We start from the raw sequence: 21,390 nt of genomic DNA, 5'->3' as shown, positions 1-21,390 counted from the left end.
ACCGGACTATTTCGCCCCGGAATTCGCTGTCCCGCCGAGAAGTTCGCGTTTCAGAATCTTTCCGGCCGCGTTACGCGGGAATTCATCGATCACCACCACGCTGCGTGGGATCTTGAAATTCGCCAAAGTGGAACGGCAGTGTTCGATCACGTAGTCGACGTCGATGGTCGCACCTGATCGCACCGTGAGAAATGCCCGCCCGACTTCTCCGAGTCGTTCGTCGGGTACACCCACGACCGCGGCCTCGGTCACGTCGGCGATGCGTGTCAGGGTCTGTTCGACCTCGGCGGGGTAGACGTTGAATCCGCCGCAGATGTACATGTCCTTGAGTCGGTCGGTGATCGACAGATTCCCGCGGTCGTCGAGGGTGCCGATGTCACCGGTGTGCAGCCATCCGTCGACGTCGATGGCCTCGGCCGTCGCGACGGGGTCGTCGAGGTAACCCCGCATCACCATCGCGCCGCGGGTGAGCACCTCACCGGCGTCCGACAGTGCGATCTCCATGCCCTCGAACGCCCGCCCGCACGTCGTGGCGACGGTCAGGTCGTCGTCGGAGGGAGTGCACGTCGACACGAACCCACTCGCCTCGCTCAGCCCGTACGCGGTGATGACGGTGTCGACCCCGAGGTCGCGCTGGATGCGTTCGACGAGCACCACCGGCACGATCGCCGCGCCGGTGACGACCAGACGCAGCGACGACAGATCCGCGGCCGACCGGCCCGGGTCGTCGAGGATGGTCTGGAAGATGGTCGGCGCACCCGGGAACACCGTCGCCCGGTGTCGTTCCACGGCGGTCATCGCCGCCGGGGCGCTGTAGACCGCGAGCGGCACCATCGTGGTCGCGAACAGCGTGCACGCGAGGATGCCGGCCTTGTAGCCGAACGTGTGGAAGTAGGGATTGACCATCAGGTAGCGGTCGTCGGGGGAGAGTCGCCCGTTCGCGCCCCACGCGTACGCACCGGCCATCGACTGCCGGTGCTCGGCCAACACGCCCTTGCTGCGCCCGGTGGTTCCCGACGTGAACAGGATGTCCGACAGGTCCTCCGGCGCGACCGCGTCGGCGCGGGTGTCGGCCTGCGCACGCGACGCGTCGGTCGCGCCGGCCAGGAAGTCGTCCCAGTCGATCCCCGCGCCGCCGGTGTGGTCGACCGTGGCGTGTGGCTGGTCGTCGAGTCGGATCCGGACCGCGACCCGCACGTCGGTGTCGGCGCCGAGGTCGACCTGCTCGGTCACCGCGGCGAGCCGATCGGTGCCGAGGAACGTCCCGGCCACCACCAGGGCGCGCGCATGGGTGCGCACGAGCACGTCGACGACCTCGGTGGCGGTGTAGCGGGTGTTCAACGGGACCAGTGTCGCGCCCGCGTAGTGCGCCCCGAGTGCCGCGACCGGCCAGTGCACGCTGTTGGGCGACCAGATCGCGACCCGATCGCCCGCCGCGACGCCGTTCTCGACGAGCGCTCCGGCGAACGTGCGGACCGCCGCCAGCAACTGCGACCAGGTCAGCGTGACGTCCTCGCCCCACTGGTCGTCGACGATCGCGACACCGTCGGGGTGCTCGGCGGCGACCGCGCGCAGTGCGGCCACGCTGGTCTGGTGATTCGTCACGCGGCTCTCCTTCGGGTCACGAGACAGCAAAAACAAGCAAGTGCTTGGTAGGTTACGCTAGGGCTCATGACTGCGACCAATCTTGCCGACCGAGGTGTCGACCTGGGTCGACATCCGGGATCGGTGGACGACTTCGCGTCGTCGGTCGGCACCTGGCTACGCGAGAACCTGACCGGGGAGTTCGCGTCCCTCGTCGGACGTGGTGGACCGGGAAGCGAACACGAGTTCTTTCACCGACGCCTCGACTGGGACCGGCACCTGGCCCGCGCGGGCTGGACCTGCCTCGGTTGGCCGACCGAACACGGCGGCCGCAACGCCACTCTCGCCCAGCGCATCGCGTTCCACACCGAGTACGCCCGCGCCGACGCCCCGGCACGGGTCAACCACCTCGGTGAGGAACTACTGGGTCCCACGCTCATCGCCTTCGGCACCGACGCCCAGAAGGAACGGTTCCTCCCACCGATCGCCGACGTCTCCGAGCTGTGGGCCCAGGGATACTCCGAACCCGGCGCCGGATCCGATCTCGCGAACGTGTCCACCACCGCACGGCTCGAAGACGGACGCTGGGTCATCAACGGCCAGAAGATCTGGACCTCACTCGCCCACGTCGCGCAATGGGTGTTCGTGCTGTGCCGTGTCGAGCGCGGGTCGACGCGCCACCACGGCCTCGGCTTCCTGCTGGTGCCGCTCGACCAGCGCGGCATCACCGTGCGGCCCATTCAACAGCTCACCGGCACATCGGAGTTCAACGAGGTCTTTTTCGACGACGCCGTCACCGACGCCGATCTCATCGTCGGTGCGCCGGGCGACGGGTGGAAGGTCGCGATGGGACTCCTCGAGTTCGAGCGCGGCGTCTCGACCCTCGGCCAGCAGGTCGGCTTCGCCCGGGAGCTCGACCGACTGATCGACCTGGCGAAGGCCACCGGCGCCGCGTCCGATCCCGACATCCGCCGGCGACTGGTGTCGGCGCACGTGGGCCTGCAGGTGATGCGCGCCCACGCCCTGCGCACCCTCGCCACCGTCGACACCGGCGGCGCCGGCGGCCAGGCGTCGGTGTCGAAGTTGCTGTGGGCCAACTGGCACCGCGAACTCGGCGAACTCGCGATGGCCATCTCGGGGGCTCCGGCGCTCATCGCCCCCGACCACACCAGCGAGGGCGTCGTCAACGACATCACCACGCCCGAACGTGTCGAACTCGGTCCCTGGCAACGGTTGTTCCTCTTCACCCGCGCCGACACCATCTACGGTGGCTCGAACGAGATCCAGCGCACCATCATCGCCGAACGGGTGCTCGGCCTGCCGCGAGAGGCGCGACCATGACCGACACCTCTTCTGACCAGTCGCCTGCGGATCTCTCGGTGCCGCCCGCGGAGATCCCCGGCCACGGACTGCTCGCGGGCCGCAAGGTCGTGGTGACCGCGGCGGCGGGGACCGGCATCGGTTTCGCCACCGCACGTCGTGCGCTGCTCGAGGGCGCCGACGTCCTCGTCAGCGACTTCCACGAGCGCCGACTCGGTGAGACCGTCGAGAAACTCGTGGGCGAGTTCCCGGATCAGACCGTGGCCCAGGCGGTCTGCGACGTCTCCGAGACCAGTCAGGTCGACGAGCTCATCGCTGTCGCGGCCCGCGAACTCGGCCGGATCGACGTCCTGGTCAACAACGCCGGCCTCGGTGGCGAGACGCCGATCGTCGAGATGACCGACGAGGCGTGGGACCGCGTCCTCGACATCACGCTGAACAGCACCTTCCGCGCCACCCGCGCGGCACTGCGGTACTTCGCCTCGGTGCCCCACGGTGGTGTCATCGTCAACAACGCCTCGGTGCTCGGCTGGCGTGCGCAGAAGGGCCAATCCCATTACGCCGCAGCCAAAGCCGGCGTGATGGCATTGACCCGGTGCTCGGCGATCGAGGCGGCCGAGTACGGCGTGCGCATCAACGCCGTGGCGCCGTCGATCGCGAAGCACCCGTTCCTGGCCAAGGTGACCAGCGACGAACTGCTCGACGAACTGGCCTCCCGGGAGGCCTACGGCCGGGCCGCGGAGGTGTGGGAGATCGCCGCCACCATCGCGATGCTCGCCAGCGACTACACCACCTACCTGACCGGCGAGATCGTCTCGATCTCCAGCCAACGCGCCTGAGCGAAAAGGAACTCTCGATGTCACAACCGCAGGCCTACATCGTCGACTCCATCCGGACCCCGGTCGGCAAACGCAACGGGTCGCTGGCGAAGACGCACCCCGCCGACATGGGTGCCCACGTCATCAACGCCGTCCTCGAGCGCACCCGCATCGATCCGAATGCCGTCGACGACGTCATCTTCGGGTGCGTCGACACCATCGGACCGCAGGCGGGCAACATCGCCCGTTCGGCATGGCTCGCAGCCGGTCAGCCGTTGGGCGTACCCGGCACCACCGTCGACCGCCAGTGCGGATCATCCCAGCAGGCAATCCATTTCGCCGCCCAGGCGGTGATGAGCGGAACCCAGGACGTGGTGCTCGCCGGTGGCATCCAGAACATGAGCGCCATCCCGATCTCGTCGGCGATGCTCGCCGGGCGCGAGTACGGGTTCGACACCCCGTTCAGCGGATCGAACGGCTGGGCCGAACGTTTCGGCGACGCCGACATCTCACAGTTCACCGGTGCGGACATGATGGCCAAGCGGTGGGAGATCAGCCGCGAGGACATGGAGGGGTGGGCCCTGCAGTCGCATCAGCGTGCGCTGGCCGCCATCGCCGAGGGTCGTTTCGAGACGGAGACCGTGGCGCTGGGGGAGTGCGTCGTCGACGAGTGTCCCCGCGAGACGTCGCTCGAGAAGATGGCCGGGCTCAAGGTCTTGGCCGAGGGATCGTCGCTGACCGCGGCTGTCGCGTCACAGATCTGCGACGGCGCCGCGGCAACGCTGGTCGTGTCGGAGGCGGCTCTGAAGCAGCACGGCCTCACCCCGCGCGCCCGGATCCACCACCTGTCGGTGCGCGGTGACGACCCGGTGATGATGCTCTCGGCTCCGATCCCCGCGACGAAGTGGGCGCTGGAGAAGACCGGATTGTCGATCGACGACATCGATGTCGTCGAGATCAACGAGGCGTTCGCTCCGGTCGTGCTGGCCTGGCTGAAGGAGACCGGCGCCGATCCCGCCCGGGTCAACCCGAACGGCGGCGGCATCGCCCTGGGCCACCCCCTCGGCGCCACCGGCGCGAAACTGTTCTCGACCCTGCTGAACGAACTCGAGCGCACCGGCGGCCGCTACGGCCTCCAGACGATGTGTGAGGGCGGCGGGACCGCCAACGTCACCATCATCGAGAGACTCTGACGCCAGTTGGGCACGTAACGCCCGCAGTTGGGCACGTAACGCCCGCAGTTGGGCAGGTAACGCCCGCAGTTGGGCAGGTAACGCCCGCAGTTGGGCAGGTAACGCCCGCAGTTGGGCAACTGACTATCTCGGTTTGTGCCACACGAGGATGTATCGCCACAGGGGTAGCAGTCGGAACACCGCCCCGGGCATGACTCGAGCGACGGCGGCCTCGACCTCGGTGTAGGTGTGCGGAGGCGGCCAGACGATAGGCGCGGTGTGCTCCCACAGTCCTCGTCGGCGCGACAGGTACTGGTGCTGCACGAGCCCCGCGATGTGCAGAGCCACCTCCCTCGGCCGTGACGTGCGGCCGAGACCGACGATCGCGACCACCCCGCCCGGGGCGGCCAGGTCCGCACACCGGTGTAGGGCTGCATCGATGTCGGGGATGTGATGCAGAGTCGCGACCGACGCCACGACGTCGAACGACCCGGGCTCGAACGGATAGGTCATCGCGTCGCCGACAATCCAGCGAACATCCGAACTCTCGGCCTTCGCCGTCTCGACGACAGGCGCGTGGACATCGATTCCGATCACGTCGGGAACGATCTCGGCGAGTTCCGCGGCGAGCAGCCCGTTCCCGGTTCCGATGTCGAGCGCGGTCTGAGCATCGGCCGGCACGGTGTCGAGGATCAGCCGGTGGTAGTGGATGTTGTGGTTCCACCGTGGACTGTCGGCCGCGTGTGACGACGACGGCGCTGGACGTTTCCTCACGACGTTCGATCGTACCGTCGTACAGATCGGGTCGACCGCTAGGCCGCGGGGTACAGCGGAGCGTCCGGCCACGTGATGTCGATACGCGGGGCACGTGGGAGCCGCCCGACCGCGATGCGGACGAGTTGGTGTTCGATGTCGCTGACTGTCGGTGGTGAATCAACGGTGTCCAGTGGGCCGACCTTGGGCTCGTCGGTATCCGAATGCTGTTGGAGCAGTTCGTCGATACGGTATAGGCGGTTTGAGCGGAGCTTCTCGGGTGGGTCGGTGTTGCGTCGCCAGCCATACCGTCCCCGGTCGGGGCCGGCGGTGATCTCCTCGGTCGTCCACTGATGGGGTTCAGGTCCGACGGCCCGGTTGTGGCGCGCGCACGCAGGTGCCAAGTGCGGAGAGTCGGTGTTTCCGCCGTCAGCCCAATCGGTCTCGGCGTGATGCATTTCGGTGTGCGCAAACGGGACACGACAGTCGTCTTTGCTACAACCCTTGTACTGGGCGAAGGCCATCAACCGTTGCGCCTGCGACGCGAGGCGCCGGCCGCGGCCGAAGAACAACGGCTCATTGGTGACGTCGTCGAACACCGCGAGATGCGGTTGGGCGTCGGCGGCCAGCTTCACGACATCGCCGATCGGCAGGTCACTGCCCGTGGCGGTGCGTGCAACACCGGCGTGCTCACGCAGTTGGGCGTCGGTGATGGAGACGATGATCTGCGGCGGCAAACCCCGATGGGACCCACCCAGCAGCTCACCGTTGACGGCCGCATCGAGCAGAGCCTTGAAGGCGTCGTGGTTCCGTTGGGACTGCGAGCGGTAGTCCCGATCGGCCGCCTGTTTCAGCAGCTCTGGATCGGCGTCGACGTTATCGCCTGTATGTGACTGATCGTCATCAGGATTGTTCATCCCGGGCGCCGCCCACTTGGCGAGCACGACATCGAACAGGGCCCGCGTGATCGGATCGAGTGTGGCGGTGAGTTTCGACATCAACTGCGAGTCCTGGCAGCCGAGGTTCAGTTTCCGGCTGCGTGCCCGGTCGCGGTCATCGGTGAGGGTGCCGTCCGGATCAAGGTGCGCCAGGATCCGGACTCCGGCGGCGCCGATCTCTTTCGGCGTCAACGTCGTCGCGAACTCGGCGAGAGTCTGTTCGGCGAACGCACGACGCTCGGCATCGACCGCTGACGGGATCTTCTTCAGCACGTCGAGGACCGCGTGCACGTGATCGGGTCCGATCGTTCCGGCGGCCAACTCGCGAGCGGTGTTCGGGCACAACGGCGGCAGTTTCTCACCGGTCATCGCAAGTAGCGGTTCCAACGCCTGCACCGCCTGTAACCGCTTCTTGGGGTGGGTGATGCGGAGTTTCGTCTGCAGGAATTCGGTGACGGTCACGCATCCGACAGACTTGTGAGCGTTGCGGTCGGAGACCTCGAGGATCCGCTGGTTGCCGATGGACTCGAATTGGCGGACAACGGTGTGGTGGTCGATCGCCAATTGCGCGACGGTCTCGTCGTCGTGGGCGTCCGAGGTCTCCGCAGCGATCTCTGCCACGAGAGATTGCAGGGCAGCGTATTTCGCCACGAGATCGTTCACGGACTGCCCCTCCCCAGGTGTGACTGTACGTCTACTCTAGCACGCGTGTTCGAGGTGTGGGTGATTAATTATCGTGAATAGTGTTGAACGTGAGTGCATTTCGGGTGGGTGGTTGCGTTCTGGTGCCGCTGACGGTGCGGAAGCCGGACGCCGAGTGTGCGTTGTCTCGTCGTCGGCTCACGATGCGCTGTCAGCACACTCGACGGCCGTTTCCACACAGTCAGCAACCGCGGGTCGCGCTCTCGACGGCCGTTTTCACACAGTCAGCAACCGCGGGTCACGCACTCGACGGCCGTTTCCACACAGTCAGCCATTCGTCGATCAGTAGGCGATGGTCTGCGCGATGGCGACGGCGACGAGGCCCGCCGACAGCGACACGAACGAGAGTCCTGACGCGGTGCGGTAGGCGAGCGTCTCCTGGATCTTCTCGTCGAAGGCGAGCGGCACGAACAGCAGCGGGTTGACGATCGCGCCGATGGTGACGAGCACCAGGACCCATGCGGGGGTGTCGGTCGCGACGAGTCCGACGGCGATCAGCAGCAGGCCCATGAGGATCCAGTCGAGGTGCGTCTGGAACACGCGACGGTGGTGCTTGATGCCGACCTTGTGCAGGTACTGCGGTTTGTCGACGACGAGCACCATCGCGAAACCGGACAGCGCGCCGACCGCGAGCGACCACAGACCGATCACCGGGAGCAGGTCTCTCATGAGGCCGAACTCTACGGTCCGAGCCCACCCGGTGGCGCGGGAGGTGTGATGTGGCGCATACTGCAAAGCAACACATCGATGAGTTTGTTTCATTGAACGATCAAGGAGATCGACCCGCATGAGCACACCCAGCACGCAGAAGGCCCCGGCCGCGCATTTCCGGTCGGCCGACGAGCGGTCGCTCGACGAGCTCCTCGAACTGCAGCGCGCGGCCTTCCTGCGCGACGGCATCCCCGACGCGGCCACCCGTATCGACCGGATCAACCGACTGTCGGCCCTGTTGCTCGACAACGCCGAGGAGATCGCCGAGGCGCTCGACGCCGACTTCGGCACCCGACCGCGCGACCTCTCGATCGCCACCGACGTGGCCGGCTGCATGATCGACCTCGCCCATCAGCGCAAGCACGTCGCACAGTGGATGCGCACCGAGAAGGTCGCGAAGTCGATGGCCGTCGCCGGGTTCTCGCAGCGCATCCGGCACGACCCGCTCGGCGTCGTCGGCATCATGGGCCCTTGGAACTTCCCGTTGCAGCTGACCGTGGTCCCGGCCGGCTCGGCGTTCGCGGCCGGCAACCGGGTGATGATGCGGCCCTCGTCGGTGACCGCCCGCACCACCGCGGTGCTGGCGAAGCACGCGCCCGACTACTTCTCGCTGGAGGAGTTCGCGGTCCTCACCGGCGCACACGGTTCGGGCTCGGACTTCGCGAAGCTCAAGGTCGACCACATGTTCTTCACCGGTTCACCCGGGGTGGGCGCCTCGGTCGCCACCGAGGCCGGCCGCAACCTGGTGCCGGTCACCCTCGAGCTCGGCGGCAAGAACCCGGTCGTGATCGACATCGACGCCGACATCGAGGACGCGGCCAAGCGTCTCGCCGACGCCCGGATGGTCAACAGCGGCCAGGTCTGCCTCTGCCCCGACTACGCCTTCGTGCCCGAGGCCCACCTGCAGCGCTTCACCGATCTCATCGTCGCGCGGTGGCGACAGAACTACCCCTCGATCCTGCACAACGAGCAGTTCACCTCGACGGTCAACGAGAAGAACTACACGCGCATCGTCGATCTCATCGACGACGCCGTCAGCCTCGGCGCCACCAAGCGGCAGGTGGTCCCGCCGGGTGAGAAGCTGCCCGACGCCGACGCGCGCAAGATCCCGCCGACCGTGCTGACCGGTGTGAAGGCGGGGATGAAGATCGAGGAGGACGAGGTCTTCGGCCCCGTGCTGACGCTCTATCCCTATCGCGACCTCTCCGAGGCCGTCGACCACATCAACGGCCACGGACACCCGCTGACCATCTACTGGTTCGGCCCCGACAACGAGCGGTACGAGGCGCTGCAGCGGTCCACGCGCTCGGGATCGGTGAACGGCAACGACTTCGCGCTCAACCTGCTCAGCGCCGAACTGCCGTTCGGCGGTGTCGGCGGCAGCGGAATGGGCAGCTATCACGGCAAATTCGGCTTCGCGACGTTCTCGCACGCCCGCGCGGTCACCCACTCGCGGATGCCGATCAGCTTCGGGCAGCTGATGTCGGCGCCGTTCACCTCCATGGACAGTCGTTCGACGAATCTCCAGCTGTCGATGTGGAAGTGGATCACGCGGCGGGCGACGCGCAAGAACCGCTGACCGCCGACGGGCAGGTCGCCGAACCGAGCGCTTGCTAGGGTCGATGCGATCGACCCTCGATCGGGAAGGTGGCCGCCCGTGGCCTCGTCACGACGCGACGAGCTGCTCGCCCTCGCCGGGCGCATGTTCGCCGAGCAGGGTCTGCGCACCACCACCGTCCGCGACATCGCCGACGCGGCGGGCATCCTGTCGGGCAGTCTGTATCACCACTTCGACTCCAAGGAGTCGATGGTCGACGAGATCCTGCGGCAGTTCCTCGACGACCTGTTCGCGCGCTATCACGAGATCGTGGACGCCGATCCGCCCGCCGACGAGGCCCTGACCCAGTTGGTGGTCGCGTCGTTCGAGTCGATCGATCGCGACCACCACGCGGTGGCCATCTATCAGGACGAGGCCAAGCGCCTGTCGTCGCTGGAACGGTTCGGCTACATCGCCGAACGCAATCGCGAGTTCCGCGGACTGTGGGAGACGATCCTGGCCAAGGGCGTGCGCGACGGCACTTTTCGCGCCGATCTCGACGTCGAGCTGGTCTACCGCTTTCTCCGCGACACCGTGTGGGTGGCCGTGCGGTGGTACCGGCCGGGCGGGACGATGCCCGCGCAGACGGTGGCCGATCAGTATCTCGGCGTCGTCCTGCACGGACTCGTCCCGCGCTGATCGATCACTGGTCGCCCGATCAGCGGGCCGCGCCGCTACTTCGCGGTGAGTGGGTGGATCTTGAGTGCGCCGAGATGCTCGCCGACCTTGCCCATGGCCGCGGTCAGGTGCGGCGAGGCCATGTGGGCGTCGAGATCGGACTGCGCCTTCCACAGCTCGACGGTGACGAAAGTGCCCGGCTCGGCCTGTGATTCGTAGAGGTCGTAGGAGATGCAGCCAGGCTCGTCGCGGGTCGCGACGGCGAGCTCGGCGAGTGCGTCTCCGACCTCCTTCTCGAATCCGGGCTTGGCCGGGATGGTCGCCACCACATGCAGATCGCTCATCGACAACGCTCCTTCGCGCTCGAGGTCTCGGCGGACGCCGACACCTTCGCCTCGAACGTACCGGTCGCGCGTATGCGTGGGGCGCGAGTGGCTCAGCGCAGGATCCGCAGCACCGCGTCGACGACGAGATCGGTGACGGCGGCACGACCGGCCGCCTCGTTGGCGCCCAGCTCGCCGTCGGACCGCAGGGCGATCACCGACTCCACCAGGCGGAACGGCACGGCGGTTCGCGGGTCGTCGTGGCCCACGATCTCGCCGGCGATCGCCGCGTAGACGTCGCGCAGGGCGAGGCGTGCCGACCGGAAGTCCTCGAACCGCTCACCGCGCACGTCGGGCAACAGGTACAGGGCACCGAGGTTCCACCGCGACGTGACGAGCTGGTCGACGTCGAAGCGGACCAGGTCGGTCATCCGGTCCCGCGCGTCGGCGTCGGGATCCAGAGCGAGCGCGAAGTCCATGGTGGGCGAGACGGTCTCCTGCAGCAGTGCCGCGAGGATGTCCTCCTTGGTCCCGAAGTGGTGGTAGAGCGACGCCTGGCGTAACCCCACCGCCTCGGCGATCGCGCGGGTCGACGTACCCGCGAAACCCTGTGTGGTGAACAGTTCCCCGGCCGCGTCGAGGATCTCCTCGCGCGGGTTGCCGCCGACGCGGCGCTGCGCCACCAGGCGCGGTCGACCGGGTCCCGTCGTGGCGGGCTGACGGATGCTCACCCGCCCGAGGTTACTGCCGAACAGCGGTCGCCTCGACGGTGAGCACTCGTTGACACGGTGTTCACAGACGCGAAACCGCCGGAAACCCGGAGGTCGTTACATTTCGATCATCCGATAGAAAACCGCTCCGGTGATGCAGCGGGCACGAGACACAGGAGTGCTGACATGACCGCCCTCGAACCACCCACCACCGCCGCCGCACGAGACGACGGCGGGCAGTACTCCTCGGCCGCCGACGCCGAGGCCCTCTCGCAACTCGGCTACACCCAGGAACTGCACCGAGGCATCGGCGGATACGCCGCCTTCGCCTCCGGGTTCTCCTTCGTGTCCATCCTCACCACCGTGTTCGCCCTGTTCGCACTGGGATTCGGGCTCGGTGGGCCGAGCTTCTTCTTCACCTGGCCGATCGTGTTCGTGTGCCAGTTCTGCGTCTGCCTGGTGTTCGCCGAACTGTCGGGCAAGTTCCCGGTCGCCGGCGCCATCTATCAGTGGTCGCGGCGCCTGGCCGGCGACGGGGTCGGCTGGTTCGCCGGGTGGTTCATGCTGATCGGTTACATCGTGAGCGTCTCGGCGCTGGCGATCGCGATGCAGAGTGTGCTCCCGTCGATCTGGTCGGGCTTCCAACTCGTCGGCAGCGACACCGCGCTCGCGTCGGTCTCGGGCGCGACGAACGCGATCATCCTGGGCAGCATCACGATTGCGCTGTGCACCGTCATCAGCGCCGTCGGTGTGTCGTTCATGGGCCGCATCACCATCATCGGCGTCACCATCGAGATCATCGGGGTGGTCCTGCTCGTGGTGCTCATGTTCGTCCACTCCGAGCGCACGCCCGCACAGGCCGTCCTCGACACCGGAGGTCACGGTACGGGTCTGGGCTACCTGCCGGGGTTCCTCGCCTCGATGCTGATGGCCGCCTACGTGATGTACGGATTCGACTCTGCTGCAGAGCTGTCCGAGGAGACCCGCGACCCGCGCCGCACCGCGCCCAAGGCGATCGTGAACGCGTTGCTCGTCTCGTTCATCGGCGGCGGCCTGATGATCCTCGGCGCGCTGATGGCGGCCCCCTCGCTGGGTGCTCCCGAGCTGTCCGCCGACGGCATCGCCTGGGTGATCACGAGCCAGCTCGACACCTGGATGGGAAAGACCCTGCTGACGATCGTCGCGATCGCCATCTTCTCGGCCACCCTCGCCATCCAGGCCTCGGCGTCGCGCGTCATGTTCTCCATGGCCCGTGACAACCGACTCCCGTTCGGATCGTTCCTGGCGAAGGTCAACTCCCGCACCGGGACCCCGGTCAACACCGGCATCGTGGTGAGCGCCCTGGCGATCGCGGTCCTGCTGGTCAACCTCGGTCAGGCCGGCGTGTTCGCCGCCATCACCAGCGTCTCGGTGGTCATCGTCTACATCGCCTACCTCATGGTCACGATCCCCGCGCTGATCCACCGGCTGCGCGGCACCAGCCTGAGCTTCGGTCGCCCGGTCTTCGATCTCGGTCGATGGGGGATCCTCGTCAACGTCATCGCCGTCGTGATGGGCACGCTGCTGATGATCAACATCGCCTGGCCGCGCGCCGAGGTGTACGACCCCGACGGCACATCGTGGTTCCTGCACTATTTCGCGATCATCTTCGTGGCGCTCACCCTCGTCGTCGGAGCCGCGGCCTACCTCCGGGTCCGCAACCTCCCCGGCGCACCGGTCCCGACCGACGCTCTCGTCGGCGCGAAGCGGTCGCGATGAGCGCGCCCACCGCCTCCACCGCCGGGGCCAAGGCGCACGCACGCGCTCAGGAGGGTGCGATCACCGACTCGATGCCGGTGGTGCCGGCGTCGCGCTGGCCGCAGCCTCCGAGCGGTGTCGCGCCCGACGCCATGACCTGGGCCGAGACCGTTCCCGGCGGTCGCTACGCGACCAAGGTCCTCGCTCGCGGGACCCGACTGCGTCTGCGCGACGTCACCGGCAGCGCGTGCGCGCACCTCCTGTTGTGGCGCGCCGACGCCCCGTGGGAGCGACTCAACGTCGCCGACACCGTGAAGGTGCCGTGGCAGGCCTACCTCGGCGAGGGGCACCCCCTGCTGAGCGACCAGGGTCGAGTGCTCGCGACCGTGGTCGCCGACGACTCCGGCCACCACGACGCCCTCTGCGGCACCACCACCCTCGCCGGCAACGCGGCGAAGTACGGCTCGGGACAACTCCATTCGCAGAGCCCGGCCGGGCGCGAACTGTTCACCGTCGCCGCCGCGAAACACGGACTCACCCCCGCAGACGTCGCGCCGTCGGTGTCGTTCTTCCACGGGGTCGTCGTCGAATCCGACGGGAACCTCACCTCGAAGGGGTCGGCCGGACTCGACAAGTGCGTCGACCTCGTCCTGCACCTGCCGTGCATCGTCGCGATCGCCAACACCGCACACCCGGTCGACCCGGCGCCGGAGTTCGACACCGGTCCGCTCGAGGTGCTGGCCTGGCGTGCCCACGCCGACCTCGCCGACCTGATCGACCGCGCCGACGACGCCGATCCCGAATACCGACGCGCCGTGGCCAATTCCGAGGACGCGGTCCTCGCCGCGTCCTGACCAGAGGAGCTCTCCATGTCTGCCCCCGCTGTAGCGACCGCCGCCGATCAGGCGCTGGTCCCAGGCACCGTCATCACCGACTCCGAGGTCGACCCCCGCGGCCCGTGGTCACAGGTCGTCGTGGCCGGTGACGTCCTCACGATCGTCGATCTGTACGGCAACCAGGCCGTCGACACCCTGTTCTACGGCGTGACCGCCGGCGGGACGGTCGATCCCGCGGCCCGCTACTCGGCGCAGGCGACGATCAGCGCCCAGGGCAACGTGTTCCTGACGACCGGTTCGGTGATCCGCGACCAGGAGTCGAACCCGCTGATGACCATCGTCGCCGACGAGGTCGGCAATCACGACACCCTCGGCGGCGCCTGCTCGCAGGAGTCGAACACGTTGCGGTACGGCCACCACACGAAGCATCAGCACGCGTGCGTCGAGAACTTCCTGATCGAGGGCGCACGGCACGGCCTGGGCAAGCGCGACATGGTCGGCAACGTGAACTTCTTCATGAACGTCCCGGTCGATCCCGACGGCGCGCTGGGCATCGTCGACGGTCTCTCGGCGCCCGGCAAGCGGCTGGCCCTGCGTGCCGAGGTCGACACCCTCGTCCTGATCTCGAACTGTCCGCAGATCAACAACCCCTGCAACGGATTCGACCCGACCGCCGTGCGTGTGATCGTCACCCGACCCGAGGCCGGCTGATGTCGACGATCGTCGTCGAGCGCGCCGGACCGATGACCACCGTGCAGGACTGGCCGGGGCGGATCGGGTACTGGGGCGTCGGCGTGCCGCCGTCGGGGCCGATGGACGACCTGTCGTTCCGGCTCGCCAACATCGCCGTCGGCAACCCCGAGGGCGTGCCGGCCCTGGAGGCCACCATGATCGGCCCGGCCCTGCGTTTCACCGGCGACGCCGTCGTCGCCGTGACCGGGGCCCCGGCGCCGGTCACCCTCGACGGTGAGCCGGTCGCGCAGTGCGCCCCCATCGCCGTCACGGCGGGATCGGTGCTGGCGGTCGGCGCGGTCACCCTCGGCATGCGGGCGTACATCGCCGTCGCCGGAGGGTTCTCCGCACAGGAGTTCCTCGGCAGCGCAGCGACGTTCACCCTCGGCCGCTTCGGCGGCAAGGACGGACGTTCCCTGCGCGACGGCGATCAGCTCACCGTCGCCGATCACGCCCCCGCGGGTGTCGCGCGACGCATCCAGTACGAGGAGGAACCCGCCATCGGGTCGCGCTGGGAGCTCGCAGTCACCGTCGGTCCGCACAGTGCACCGGAGTTCTTCACCGACGACGACATCGCGACCCTGTACGCGACCGACTACGAGGCGCACTTCAACTCCGACCGCACCGGCATCCGCCTCATAGGGCCCAAGCCGCGCTGGGCGCGCGACGACGGGGGAGAGGCGGGCTTGCACCCGTCGAACATCCACGACACCGCCTACTCGGTGGGCGCCCTCGACTTCACCGGCGACACCCCGATCCTGCTGGGCCCCGACGGCCCCAGCCTGGGCGGTTTCGTGTGCCCGGTGACCGTCACCACCGCCGACCGATGGAAACTGGGCCAGATCGCCCCGGGCAACCGCGTGCGGTTCGTCCCCGTGCGGGCCGGTGAGGCCGCCGATCCGAGGGCGATCGGCGGATCGCGACGCTCGCAGTACATCCCGGTGGTCTCCACCGGCGGCGACGACGACCACGGCGTGCTCGCGACCGCCGACACCGTCGACGGCGGGTCCACCGTCACCTACCGCCGCAGCGGTGACGACAACGTGCTCGTCGAATACGGCGACATGGCACTCGATCTCGCATCACGGGCACGTGTACACGCGCTGGCCGAACGGATCGAGCACGACCGTCCCGCGGGCCTCGTCGATCTCACACCCGGCATCCGTTCGCTGCAGGTCAAGTTCGATCCGTCGTGCATCGGTCAGCAGACCGTACTCGCGTGGTTGCGTGAGTGCGAGGCCGAACTCCCGTCGGTCACCGATCTCGTCGTCGAGAGCCGCACCGTACATCTGCCCCTGTCGTGGGACGACCCGGCGACGCGCGAGGCCACCGAACGCTACATCCACGGCGTCCGCGCCGATGCGCCGTGGTGCCCGTGGAACATCGAGTTCATCCGACGCATGAACGGACTGCCGTCGGTCGACGACGTGCACCGCGTGGTGTTCGACGCCGAGTACCTCGTCCTCGGACTGGGAGATGTGTATCTCGGTGCGCCGGTGGCGGTCCCGACCGATCCGCGACACCGGCTGGTCACCACCAAGTACAACCCTGCCCGCACGTGGACGCCGGAGAACGCCGTCGGTATCGGCGGCGCGTACCTGTGTGTCTACGGGATGGAGGGCCCGGGTGGCTACCAGTTCGTGGGACGCACCACGCAGGTCTGGAACCACCGTCACCCGCAGGCCACCGTCGGCTTCGACCCCGAGAACCCCTGGCTGCTGCGGTTCTTCGACCGCATCCGCTGGTACCCGGTGAGCGCGGAGGAACTGCTCGACATGCGCGCCGACACCGCCGCCGGTCGTGGCCACATCCGGATCGACGAGGGGCGGTTCTCCATCGCCGAGCACCAGGCGTTCCTCGACGCGAACGCCGAGGACATCACGGCATCGCGGGCGGCGATGGAGGCCGCACGCGCGCTCGAACGTCGCCGATGGTCCGACGGCGGCGAGGTCTCCGTCGCCCGGGAGCGTGTCGCGTGACCGCGACCGTCGCGACCGGCCGCATCGCCGGGATCCACGCCGAGATCGCACGCACCGGGCGCGGTGAGGTGTTCATCCACCTGCGCCCCGAACGTGAGGTCGAGGCCGAGCTGGCCGCATCGGTGGCCGCAGCCGGGCCGCTCGCCGGTGTGGTGCTCGCCGTCAAGGACAACGTCGACGTCGCCGGGCTGCCGACCACGGCCGGGTGCCCGTCGTTCGCGCGCATCGCCCACTCCGACGCGCCGGCCGTGGCCGTACTGCGTGCCGCGGGCGCGGTCGTGATCGGCAAGACCAACCTCGACCAGTTCGCGACCGGCCTGGTCGGGACGCGCAGCCCCTATGGCGCGGTCCGGGATTCGCGCCGACCCGATCACATCTCCGGGGGCTCGAGTTCGGGGTCGGCGGTGGCCGTGGCCCTCGGGTTCGCCGACATCGCGATCGGGACCGACACGGCCGGCTCGGGTCGGGTGCCGGCGGGCCTGCAGGGCATCGTCGGGATCAAGCCGACGGTGGGGGTCGTCTCCACCGAGGGTGTCGTGCCGGCGTGTGCCAGTTACGACTGCGTCACGGTGTTCGCCGCCGACCTCGACACCGCCGACCGGGCGATGGGTGTGATGGCGACGGCGGCCGGCCCGCGGCCGTTCCCCTCCGACACGGCGCTCTCCGCGACCCGGGACCCGGTGATCGCCGTTCCCGCCGACCTGTCGATGCTCGACTCGGAGTGGCGGGCGGCATTCAGCCGCTACGTCGAGACCGCAGCTGCAACAGACTTTTCGGTCCGCGAGATCGACATGACCGACTTCCTGGCCGCGGCCGCGCTGCTCTACGACGGCGCGCTGGTCGCCGAACGCCACGATGCCGTCGGTGGGTTCGTGGGGACGGGGGCGCCGGATCTCGATCCCACCGTGGCGCGCATCATCGGTGCGGCGTCACGGTTCTCGGCAACCGACCTGCTCGCCGACCGCAGACGGGTCGCCGATCTCGCCGCGTCCGCTCTCGCCCTCCTCGACGGTGTCGACGTGCTCGTGGTCCCGACCGCCCCGGCGCATCCGACGCTTGCCGAGGTGGCCGCCGACCCCGTCGGCGTGAACTCGCGCATGGGCACGTTCACGAACTTCTGCAACCTCTTCGACATGTGCGCTCTCGCCGTCCCCGCCGGTATGGCCGGGCCCGCACAGTTCGGTGTCACCCTGCTCTCGGGATCCCATCGCGACGCGGTGCTCGTCGATCTCGCGCGCCGTCTTGCCGGAGTTGACTCCCGGCCGAGCTGGGCCGAGAAGGTCAGCGACACGGTCGAACTCGCCGTGTTCGGCGCACACCTGCGGGGACAACCGCTCGATCACCAGCTCGTCGACCGCGGTGCCCGGTGGGCGGGTGAGGTGCTCACCGCACCGGCCTATCGTCTCGTCGCACTCGACACGACGCCGCCGAAACCCGGATTGGTCCGCGACGATGTCGGCGGGCGGGCGATCCGCGGCGAGAAGTGGGTCCTGTCGTCGGCCGCGCTGGGTGGCTTCCTCGCGGAGCTGCCGGCGCCGATGCTGCTGGGATCGATCGAGCTCGCCGACGGGTCCGACATCGTGGGGTTCGGCGCGCAGGCCCAGGCTCTCGCCGCCGGGACCGATCTGACCGTCGATCACTGGCTGGATCGCTGAGACCGGCTCCGACCTCGGATTTGCCACCGTGGACGGCAGTCACAACGACACTCCGGTGACGAGTCGGCCTCGTGGACGAAGGTCGTCCTCCTCGCGGTCATCGTGGGAGGTGTTGTGGGACTGAAGGTCCTGCACTGAGCACCGGTCACCCGACGGCGAACACGTCCAGTTCGACCGTGCTCGGTGTCCGTTCCCCCGTGGCGACGAACAGGGTGTCCGCGAGCCAGGAGTACTCCAGATGGGCGCTCGACAGGCGCGGCTGGGTGCGGAAGTAGATGCGGTCCGGATCCACCGGCTCGTCGCGGAGCAGCGCGGCGACGTCGGCCGCACTGCCCACCCGGAGACCGACGTTCTCGACCGCGACACGTGCGCCGTCGTCGGTCTCGAGGGCGTACCGCGCATCGAGTTCGGTGACCCGCTCCGAGCGCAGGTACTGGTGATCGGCCCCGGCCGGCAGCACCCGCCCGCACAGTCGCGGGCCGGTGACGGATCCACCCAGGATCGGCACGATGCGCCGATGGCCGTCGGGGAGGTCGCCGAGGTCGATCGCCGGCCCCACATCGATCGCGAGGTGGGCGACGAACTCCAGGCGCGGTGCGGAGCGGGTGACCATCAGTTGGTGCGGTCGGCGAATCCCTCGGGCAGCTCCGACGGACCGACGGAGATCACCGATTCGTCGTCCGCGCCGACGAACTCGAACAGCGTGATGTAGGCGAATTCGGGGACGACGTAGATCGGGTAGGTGGGCCCGGCGTCACGGAACGTCCGCATCTCGTCGAGGTGGTCGTTCTGGAACACGACGGTCTTGGAACCGGCGTCCTCGACCCACTTCGGGAAGAAGATCGTGCCGTGCAGTCGCCGCTTGCCGGGCAGCACGTTGACGACGACCGAGGTGCCGGTCGGCTCGTTCCAGGAGATCTTGAAGACGTCGTCGTCAAGGGCGACGAGGTCGACCTCCTGGTCCTTCACCCAGCGACCGCCGACCATGCCGGTGTGGATGCGGTAGTCGATCGTCGTCGCGTTCTTCACGTACATCTCGTACTGCCACGAGTTCGCGTAGGTGTAGATGAACCGGTGGCCGACGATGGCGGACAGGTCCTGGGTGGGGATGGGATGCGCAACGGAAGTGGTGGTCATGCGAGTAATTTTGTCACAAAACCATTACCTGTGGCAATAGTCCCCTCCGGTGGCTACTGTCTCCTCACCAGGGGAGGTCTGACGTGTCCGGCAGTGGAGCAGCGGTGAACGGCAACGCATCGGCACCCTCGACGTCGCAGATCGCGACCGATCTCGGTCGGGTCATCGGCCCGCTGCGACGCGCGATCCTGCGATCCGCACGGTCGGCGGAGGGTCTTCCCGACCTGCCCGACGCCCACATCCAGGTGCTGCGTGCCCTCGCCGAACGATCACCGCAGACCTCGGGGGAGCTCGCGGCCGGCCTCAACCTGGCCCGCCCCACGATCAGCAACGTGCTCCGCGTGATGACCACCGCCCGCCTGGTCACCCGGTTGCCGGGCGCCGACGACCTGCGCCAGGCCTGGATCGCGCCCACCGACCATGCGCGCGATCTGTTGGAGCGCTACGACCGCGCGAGTTCGGCGCTCATCAACACGGTGTTGTCCGGCCTCACCACCGCGCAACTGACCGCGGTCGCCGACGCCCTGCCGGTGCTGCAGGAGATCACCATCGGGCTCGCGCACCGCGCCGACGACGTCGACTGAGTCAGCGTCGACGCGCGATCATGGCGCGGGGGGTGCCGGAGACGGTGATCTCGCTCGTGCCGATCGCATCGATCAGCTCGTGGCGCAGATCGGTTCTCGTGGCCACGTCGAGCACGAGGAATCGCGAGTAGGTGAACACCGAGTCGAGCCACTCCTCGGTCGACACCGACTGCGTCATCGGGAACTCCTCGGTGCGCACGTCGAATCCGGCCGCGGTGAACCGCGCCACCACCTCGTCGGTCGCGCGGCGTGCGGCGGTGTCGCCGAGGGGCACCACCCGCTCGATCACCGCACGGATCCGCGGATCGTCGAACGTGCGCCAACTCGCCTCGTGCGCGAGCAGGGCGACGTGACCGTCCACCGGCATGATCGCGGCGAGCCGCGGCAACGCCACCTCGGGATCGACCCAGTGCCAGGACCGCGCGAACACCACGAGGTCGAACTGCCGACCGTCGGGATCCCACTGTTCGAACGTCCCCTCCTCGATCACAACACCTTTCGCGCGGGCGATCGCGGCCATCTGCGGATCGGGTTCGACGCCGAGCACCTCGCATCCCCGCGCGACGAGTGCGGCCGCGGCCTTACCGGTGCCGGTCCCGACGTCGAGCACCCGTGACCCCAGTTCGGCGACCGCGTCCATCATCTCGGCCGGGAAGTCCGGTCGATGCCGCTCGTAGTTGTCGGCCTCGGCCCCGAAACTCAGGGCGAGCCTGCGATCGGTGTGCACCGGACGAGTCGGTGCGGTGGCGGTCGCCACGTAGGCGACGCCGGCGACGGTCACCCCGTCGGGGCCGACGAGCTCGGCGAGATCGCTGCGCAGCGAGACCTTGTCGCCCTCGGGGAGCACGATCTGTGCGGAGAACGTGAACACCATGTCGAGCCAGTCGTCGGTCGTGTAGTCCGCGCGCACCGGGTATGTCTTCTCGGTCACGGTGAAGCCGCCCGCGGTCAGCGCATCGGCCAGCGAGACGTCGTCGCTCGAGCCGCGCGGTGCGGTGGCGGGCGTGTACCGGCGATAGACCGCGTCGAACTCCTCGGCCGACGGCGACTCGGGATTCGTCATGTGCCACAACAACACGAGCCGACCGCCCGGGTTCAGCAGCGACATCGCCGTGGGAATGGCGACGGCGGTGTCGACCCAGTGCCACGACTGTGCGAACAGGATGAGATCGAACGTCCGTCCCGCGGCATCCCACCGTTCGAAGGTGCCCTGTTCGACGGGGATCCCCTTGGCCGCGGCCACCTCCGCCATCGCCGCATCCGGCTCGAGCGCGAGGACCTCGAGTCCGCGATCGGCGAGCTGTGCCGAGGCGATGCCGGTGCCCGCCCCGACGTCGAGTACGAGCCCACCTCCGGCTGCGGCTGCGATGTCGTCGATCACCTCATCGGGATACCGGGGACGATGGGCGTCGTAGGCGCGCGCCACCGCACCGAACGAATCCGCGCGATCACGTTGTGCGTACAGGGGATCGGAGTCGGCCACG

At 68.4% G+C, this 21,390-nt stretch carries 20 protein-coding genes; 11 read left to right on the top strand and 9 right to left on the bottom strand.

Features of this window, described 5'->3' with window-relative positions:
* Nucleotides 1–6: 6 nt before the first annotated feature.
* Complete coding sequence (locus OG579_RS09495; protein WP_328858927.1) at nt 7–1,605, bottom strand: FadD3 family acyl-CoA ligase; 1,599 nt, start codon at nt 1,603–1,605, stop codon at nt 7–9.
* Between the two features lie 66 nt (nt 1,606–1,671).
* Here OG579_RS09495 and OG579_RS09490 point away from each other — a divergent pair, with 66 nt between their 5' ends.
* Genes OG579_RS09490 through OG579_RS09480 form a run of 3 tightly spaced genes read left to right on the top strand, consistent with a single transcriptional unit; the run spans nt 1,672 to nt 4,915 of the window.
* Nucleotides 1,672–2,925 carry an acyl-CoA dehydrogenase family protein gene (locus OG579_RS09490; RefSeq protein ID WP_328858926.1) on the top strand — a complete coding sequence of 418 codons (1,254 nt, stop codon included), beginning with the start codon at nt 1,672–1,674 and terminating at the stop codon, nt 2,923–2,925.
* Nucleotides 2,922–3,743, top strand: coding sequence for an SDR family oxidoreductase (locus OG579_RS09485; protein ID WP_328858925.1), 822 nt, complete (start codon nt 2,922–2,924; stop codon nt 3,741–3,743). Before OG579_RS09490 ends, OG579_RS09485 begins: the two co-directional genes overlap by 4 nt.
* Before the next feature lie 17 nt (nt 3,744–3,760).
* Entirely contained in the window at nt 3,761–4,915 is a 1,155-nt protein-coding gene (locus OG579_RS09480; RefSeq protein WP_328858924.1) for an acetyl-CoA C-acetyltransferase, read from the top strand.
* A 123-nt stretch (nt 4,916–5,038) separates the two neighbouring features.
* Here the strand turns inward: OG579_RS09480 and OG579_RS09475 are convergent, their stop codons facing one another.
* From OG579_RS09475 to OG579_RS09465, 3 genes are all read right to left on the bottom strand, one after another.
* Nucleotides 5,039–5,668 carry a class I SAM-dependent methyltransferase gene (locus OG579_RS09475; protein ID WP_328858923.1) on the bottom strand — a complete coding sequence of 210 codons (630 nt, stop codon included), beginning with the start codon at nt 5,666–5,668 and terminating at the stop codon, nt 5,039–5,041.
* A 38-nt stretch (nt 5,669–5,706) separates the two neighbouring features.
* Nucleotides 5,707–7,248 carry an HNH endonuclease signature motif containing protein gene (locus OG579_RS09470; RefSeq protein WP_328858922.1) on the bottom strand — a complete coding sequence of 514 codons (1,542 nt, stop codon included), beginning with the start codon at nt 7,246–7,248 and terminating at the stop codon, nt 5,707–5,709.
* 321 nt (nt 7,249–7,569) lie between these two features.
* Nucleotides 7,570–7,956, bottom strand: coding sequence for a hypothetical protein (locus tag OG579_RS09465; protein WP_328858921.1), 387 nt, complete (start codon nt 7,954–7,956; stop codon nt 7,570–7,572).
* A gap of 91 nt (nt 7,957–8,047) precedes the next feature.
* Here OG579_RS09465 and OG579_RS09460 point away from each other — a divergent pair, with 91 nt between their 5' ends.
* Together OG579_RS09460 and OG579_RS09455 are read left to right on the top strand one after the other, a co-directional pair.
* On the top strand, nt 8,048–9,577 hold the full coding sequence (locus tag OG579_RS09460) for an aldehyde dehydrogenase family protein (protein ID WP_328859204.1): 1,530 nt from the start codon (nt 8,048–8,050) through the stop codon (nt 9,575–9,577).
* A gap of 48 nt (nt 9,578–9,625) precedes the next feature.
* Complete coding sequence (locus tag OG579_RS09455; RefSeq protein WP_408068818.1) at nt 9,626–10,234, top strand: TetR/AcrR family transcriptional regulator; 609 nt, start codon at nt 9,626–9,628, stop codon at nt 10,232–10,234.
* Between the two features lie 35 nt (nt 10,235–10,269).
* Here the strand turns inward: OG579_RS09455 and OG579_RS09450 are convergent, their stop codons facing one another.
* Nucleotides 10,270–10,557 (bottom strand): putative quinol monooxygenase, encoded by a 288-nt coding sequence (locus OG579_RS09450; protein ID WP_328858919.1) that lies wholly within the window; start codon nt 10,555–10,557, stop codon nt 10,270–10,272.
* 92 nt (nt 10,558–10,649) lie between these two features.
* The gene (locus OG579_RS09445) at nt 10,650–11,267 is read right to left on the bottom strand and encodes a TetR/AcrR family transcriptional regulator (protein ID WP_408068773.1); all 618 of its coding nucleotides are present in this window, start codon (nt 11,265–11,267) and stop codon (nt 10,650–10,652) included.
* A gap of 165 nt (nt 11,268–11,432) precedes the next feature.
* Here OG579_RS09445 and OG579_RS09440 point away from each other — a divergent pair, with 165 nt between their 5' ends.
* The 5 genes from OG579_RS09440 to atzF are packed head-to-tail and all read left to right on the top strand — an operon-like array spanning nt 11,433 to nt 18,185.
* Nucleotides 11,433–13,004: an amino acid permease gene (locus OG579_RS09440; RefSeq protein WP_328858918.1), complete on the top strand. Its 1,572-nt coding sequence runs from the start codon at nt 11,433–11,435 to the stop codon at nt 13,002–13,004.
* Nucleotides 13,001–13,837 (top strand): urea amidolyase associated protein UAAP1, encoded by an 837-nt coding sequence (locus OG579_RS09435; protein ID WP_328858917.1) that lies wholly within the window; start codon nt 13,001–13,003, stop codon nt 13,835–13,837. The genes OG579_RS09440 and OG579_RS09435 overlap by 4 nt, the downstream gene beginning before the upstream one ends.
* 15 nt (nt 13,838–13,852) lie before the next feature.
* Nucleotides 13,853–14,530 (top strand): urea amidolyase associated protein UAAP2, encoded by a 678-nt coding sequence (locus OG579_RS09430; protein ID WP_328858916.1) that lies wholly within the window; start codon nt 13,853–13,855, stop codon nt 14,528–14,530.
* Nucleotides 14,530–16,530, top strand: coding sequence for a 5-oxoprolinase/urea amidolyase family protein (locus OG579_RS09425; protein ID WP_328858915.1), 2,001 nt, complete (start codon nt 14,530–14,532; stop codon nt 16,528–16,530). The genes OG579_RS09430 and OG579_RS09425 overlap by 1 nt, the downstream gene beginning before the upstream one ends.
* On the top strand, nt 16,527–18,185 hold the full coding sequence (gene atzF / locus OG579_RS09420; RefSeq protein WP_328858914.1) for an allophanate hydrolase: 1,659 nt from the start codon (nt 16,527–16,529) through the stop codon (nt 18,183–18,185). The genes OG579_RS09425 and atzF overlap by 4 nt, the downstream gene beginning before the upstream one ends.
* 145 nt (nt 18,186–18,330) lie before the next feature.
* Here atzF and OG579_RS09415 read toward each other — a convergent pair whose 3' ends face one another.
* Nucleotides 18,331–18,798 carry a DUF3237 domain-containing protein gene (locus OG579_RS09415; protein WP_328858913.1) on the bottom strand — a complete coding sequence of 156 codons (468 nt, stop codon included), beginning with the start codon at nt 18,796–18,798 and terminating at the stop codon, nt 18,331–18,333.
* Nucleotides 18,798–19,322 carry a phenolic acid decarboxylase gene (locus OG579_RS09410; RefSeq protein ID WP_328858912.1) on the bottom strand — a complete coding sequence of 175 codons (525 nt, stop codon included), beginning with the start codon at nt 19,320–19,322 and terminating at the stop codon, nt 18,798–18,800. The genes OG579_RS09415 and OG579_RS09410 overlap by 1 nt, the downstream gene beginning before the upstream one ends.
* Nucleotides 19,323–19,426: 104 nt before the next feature.
* On the opposite strand from OG579_RS09410, the gene OG579_RS09405 reads away from it, so the two are divergent.
* Nucleotides 19,427–19,906: a MarR family winged helix-turn-helix transcriptional regulator gene (locus tag OG579_RS09405; protein WP_328858911.1), complete on the top strand. Its 480-nt coding sequence runs from the start codon at nt 19,427–19,429 to the stop codon at nt 19,904–19,906.
* A gap of 1 nt (nt 19,907) precedes the next feature.
* Here OG579_RS09405 and OG579_RS09400 read toward each other — a convergent pair whose 3' ends face one another.
* On the bottom strand, nt 19,908–21,389 hold the full coding sequence (locus OG579_RS09400; protein WP_328858910.1) for a methyltransferase domain-containing protein: 1,482 nt from the start codon (nt 21,387–21,389) through the stop codon (nt 19,908–19,910).
* Nucleotide 21,390: the final 1 nt, after the last annotated feature.

The sequence above is a fragment of the Williamsia herbipolensis genome (genome assembly GCF_036153515.1).
Lineage (GTDB): Bacteria > Actinomycetota > Actinomycetes > Mycobacteriales > Mycobacteriaceae > Williamsia_A > Williamsia_A herbipolensis.
Note: the sequence above shows the minus strand (reverse complement) of the source record. Positions and strands in the feature narration are given on the sequence as shown.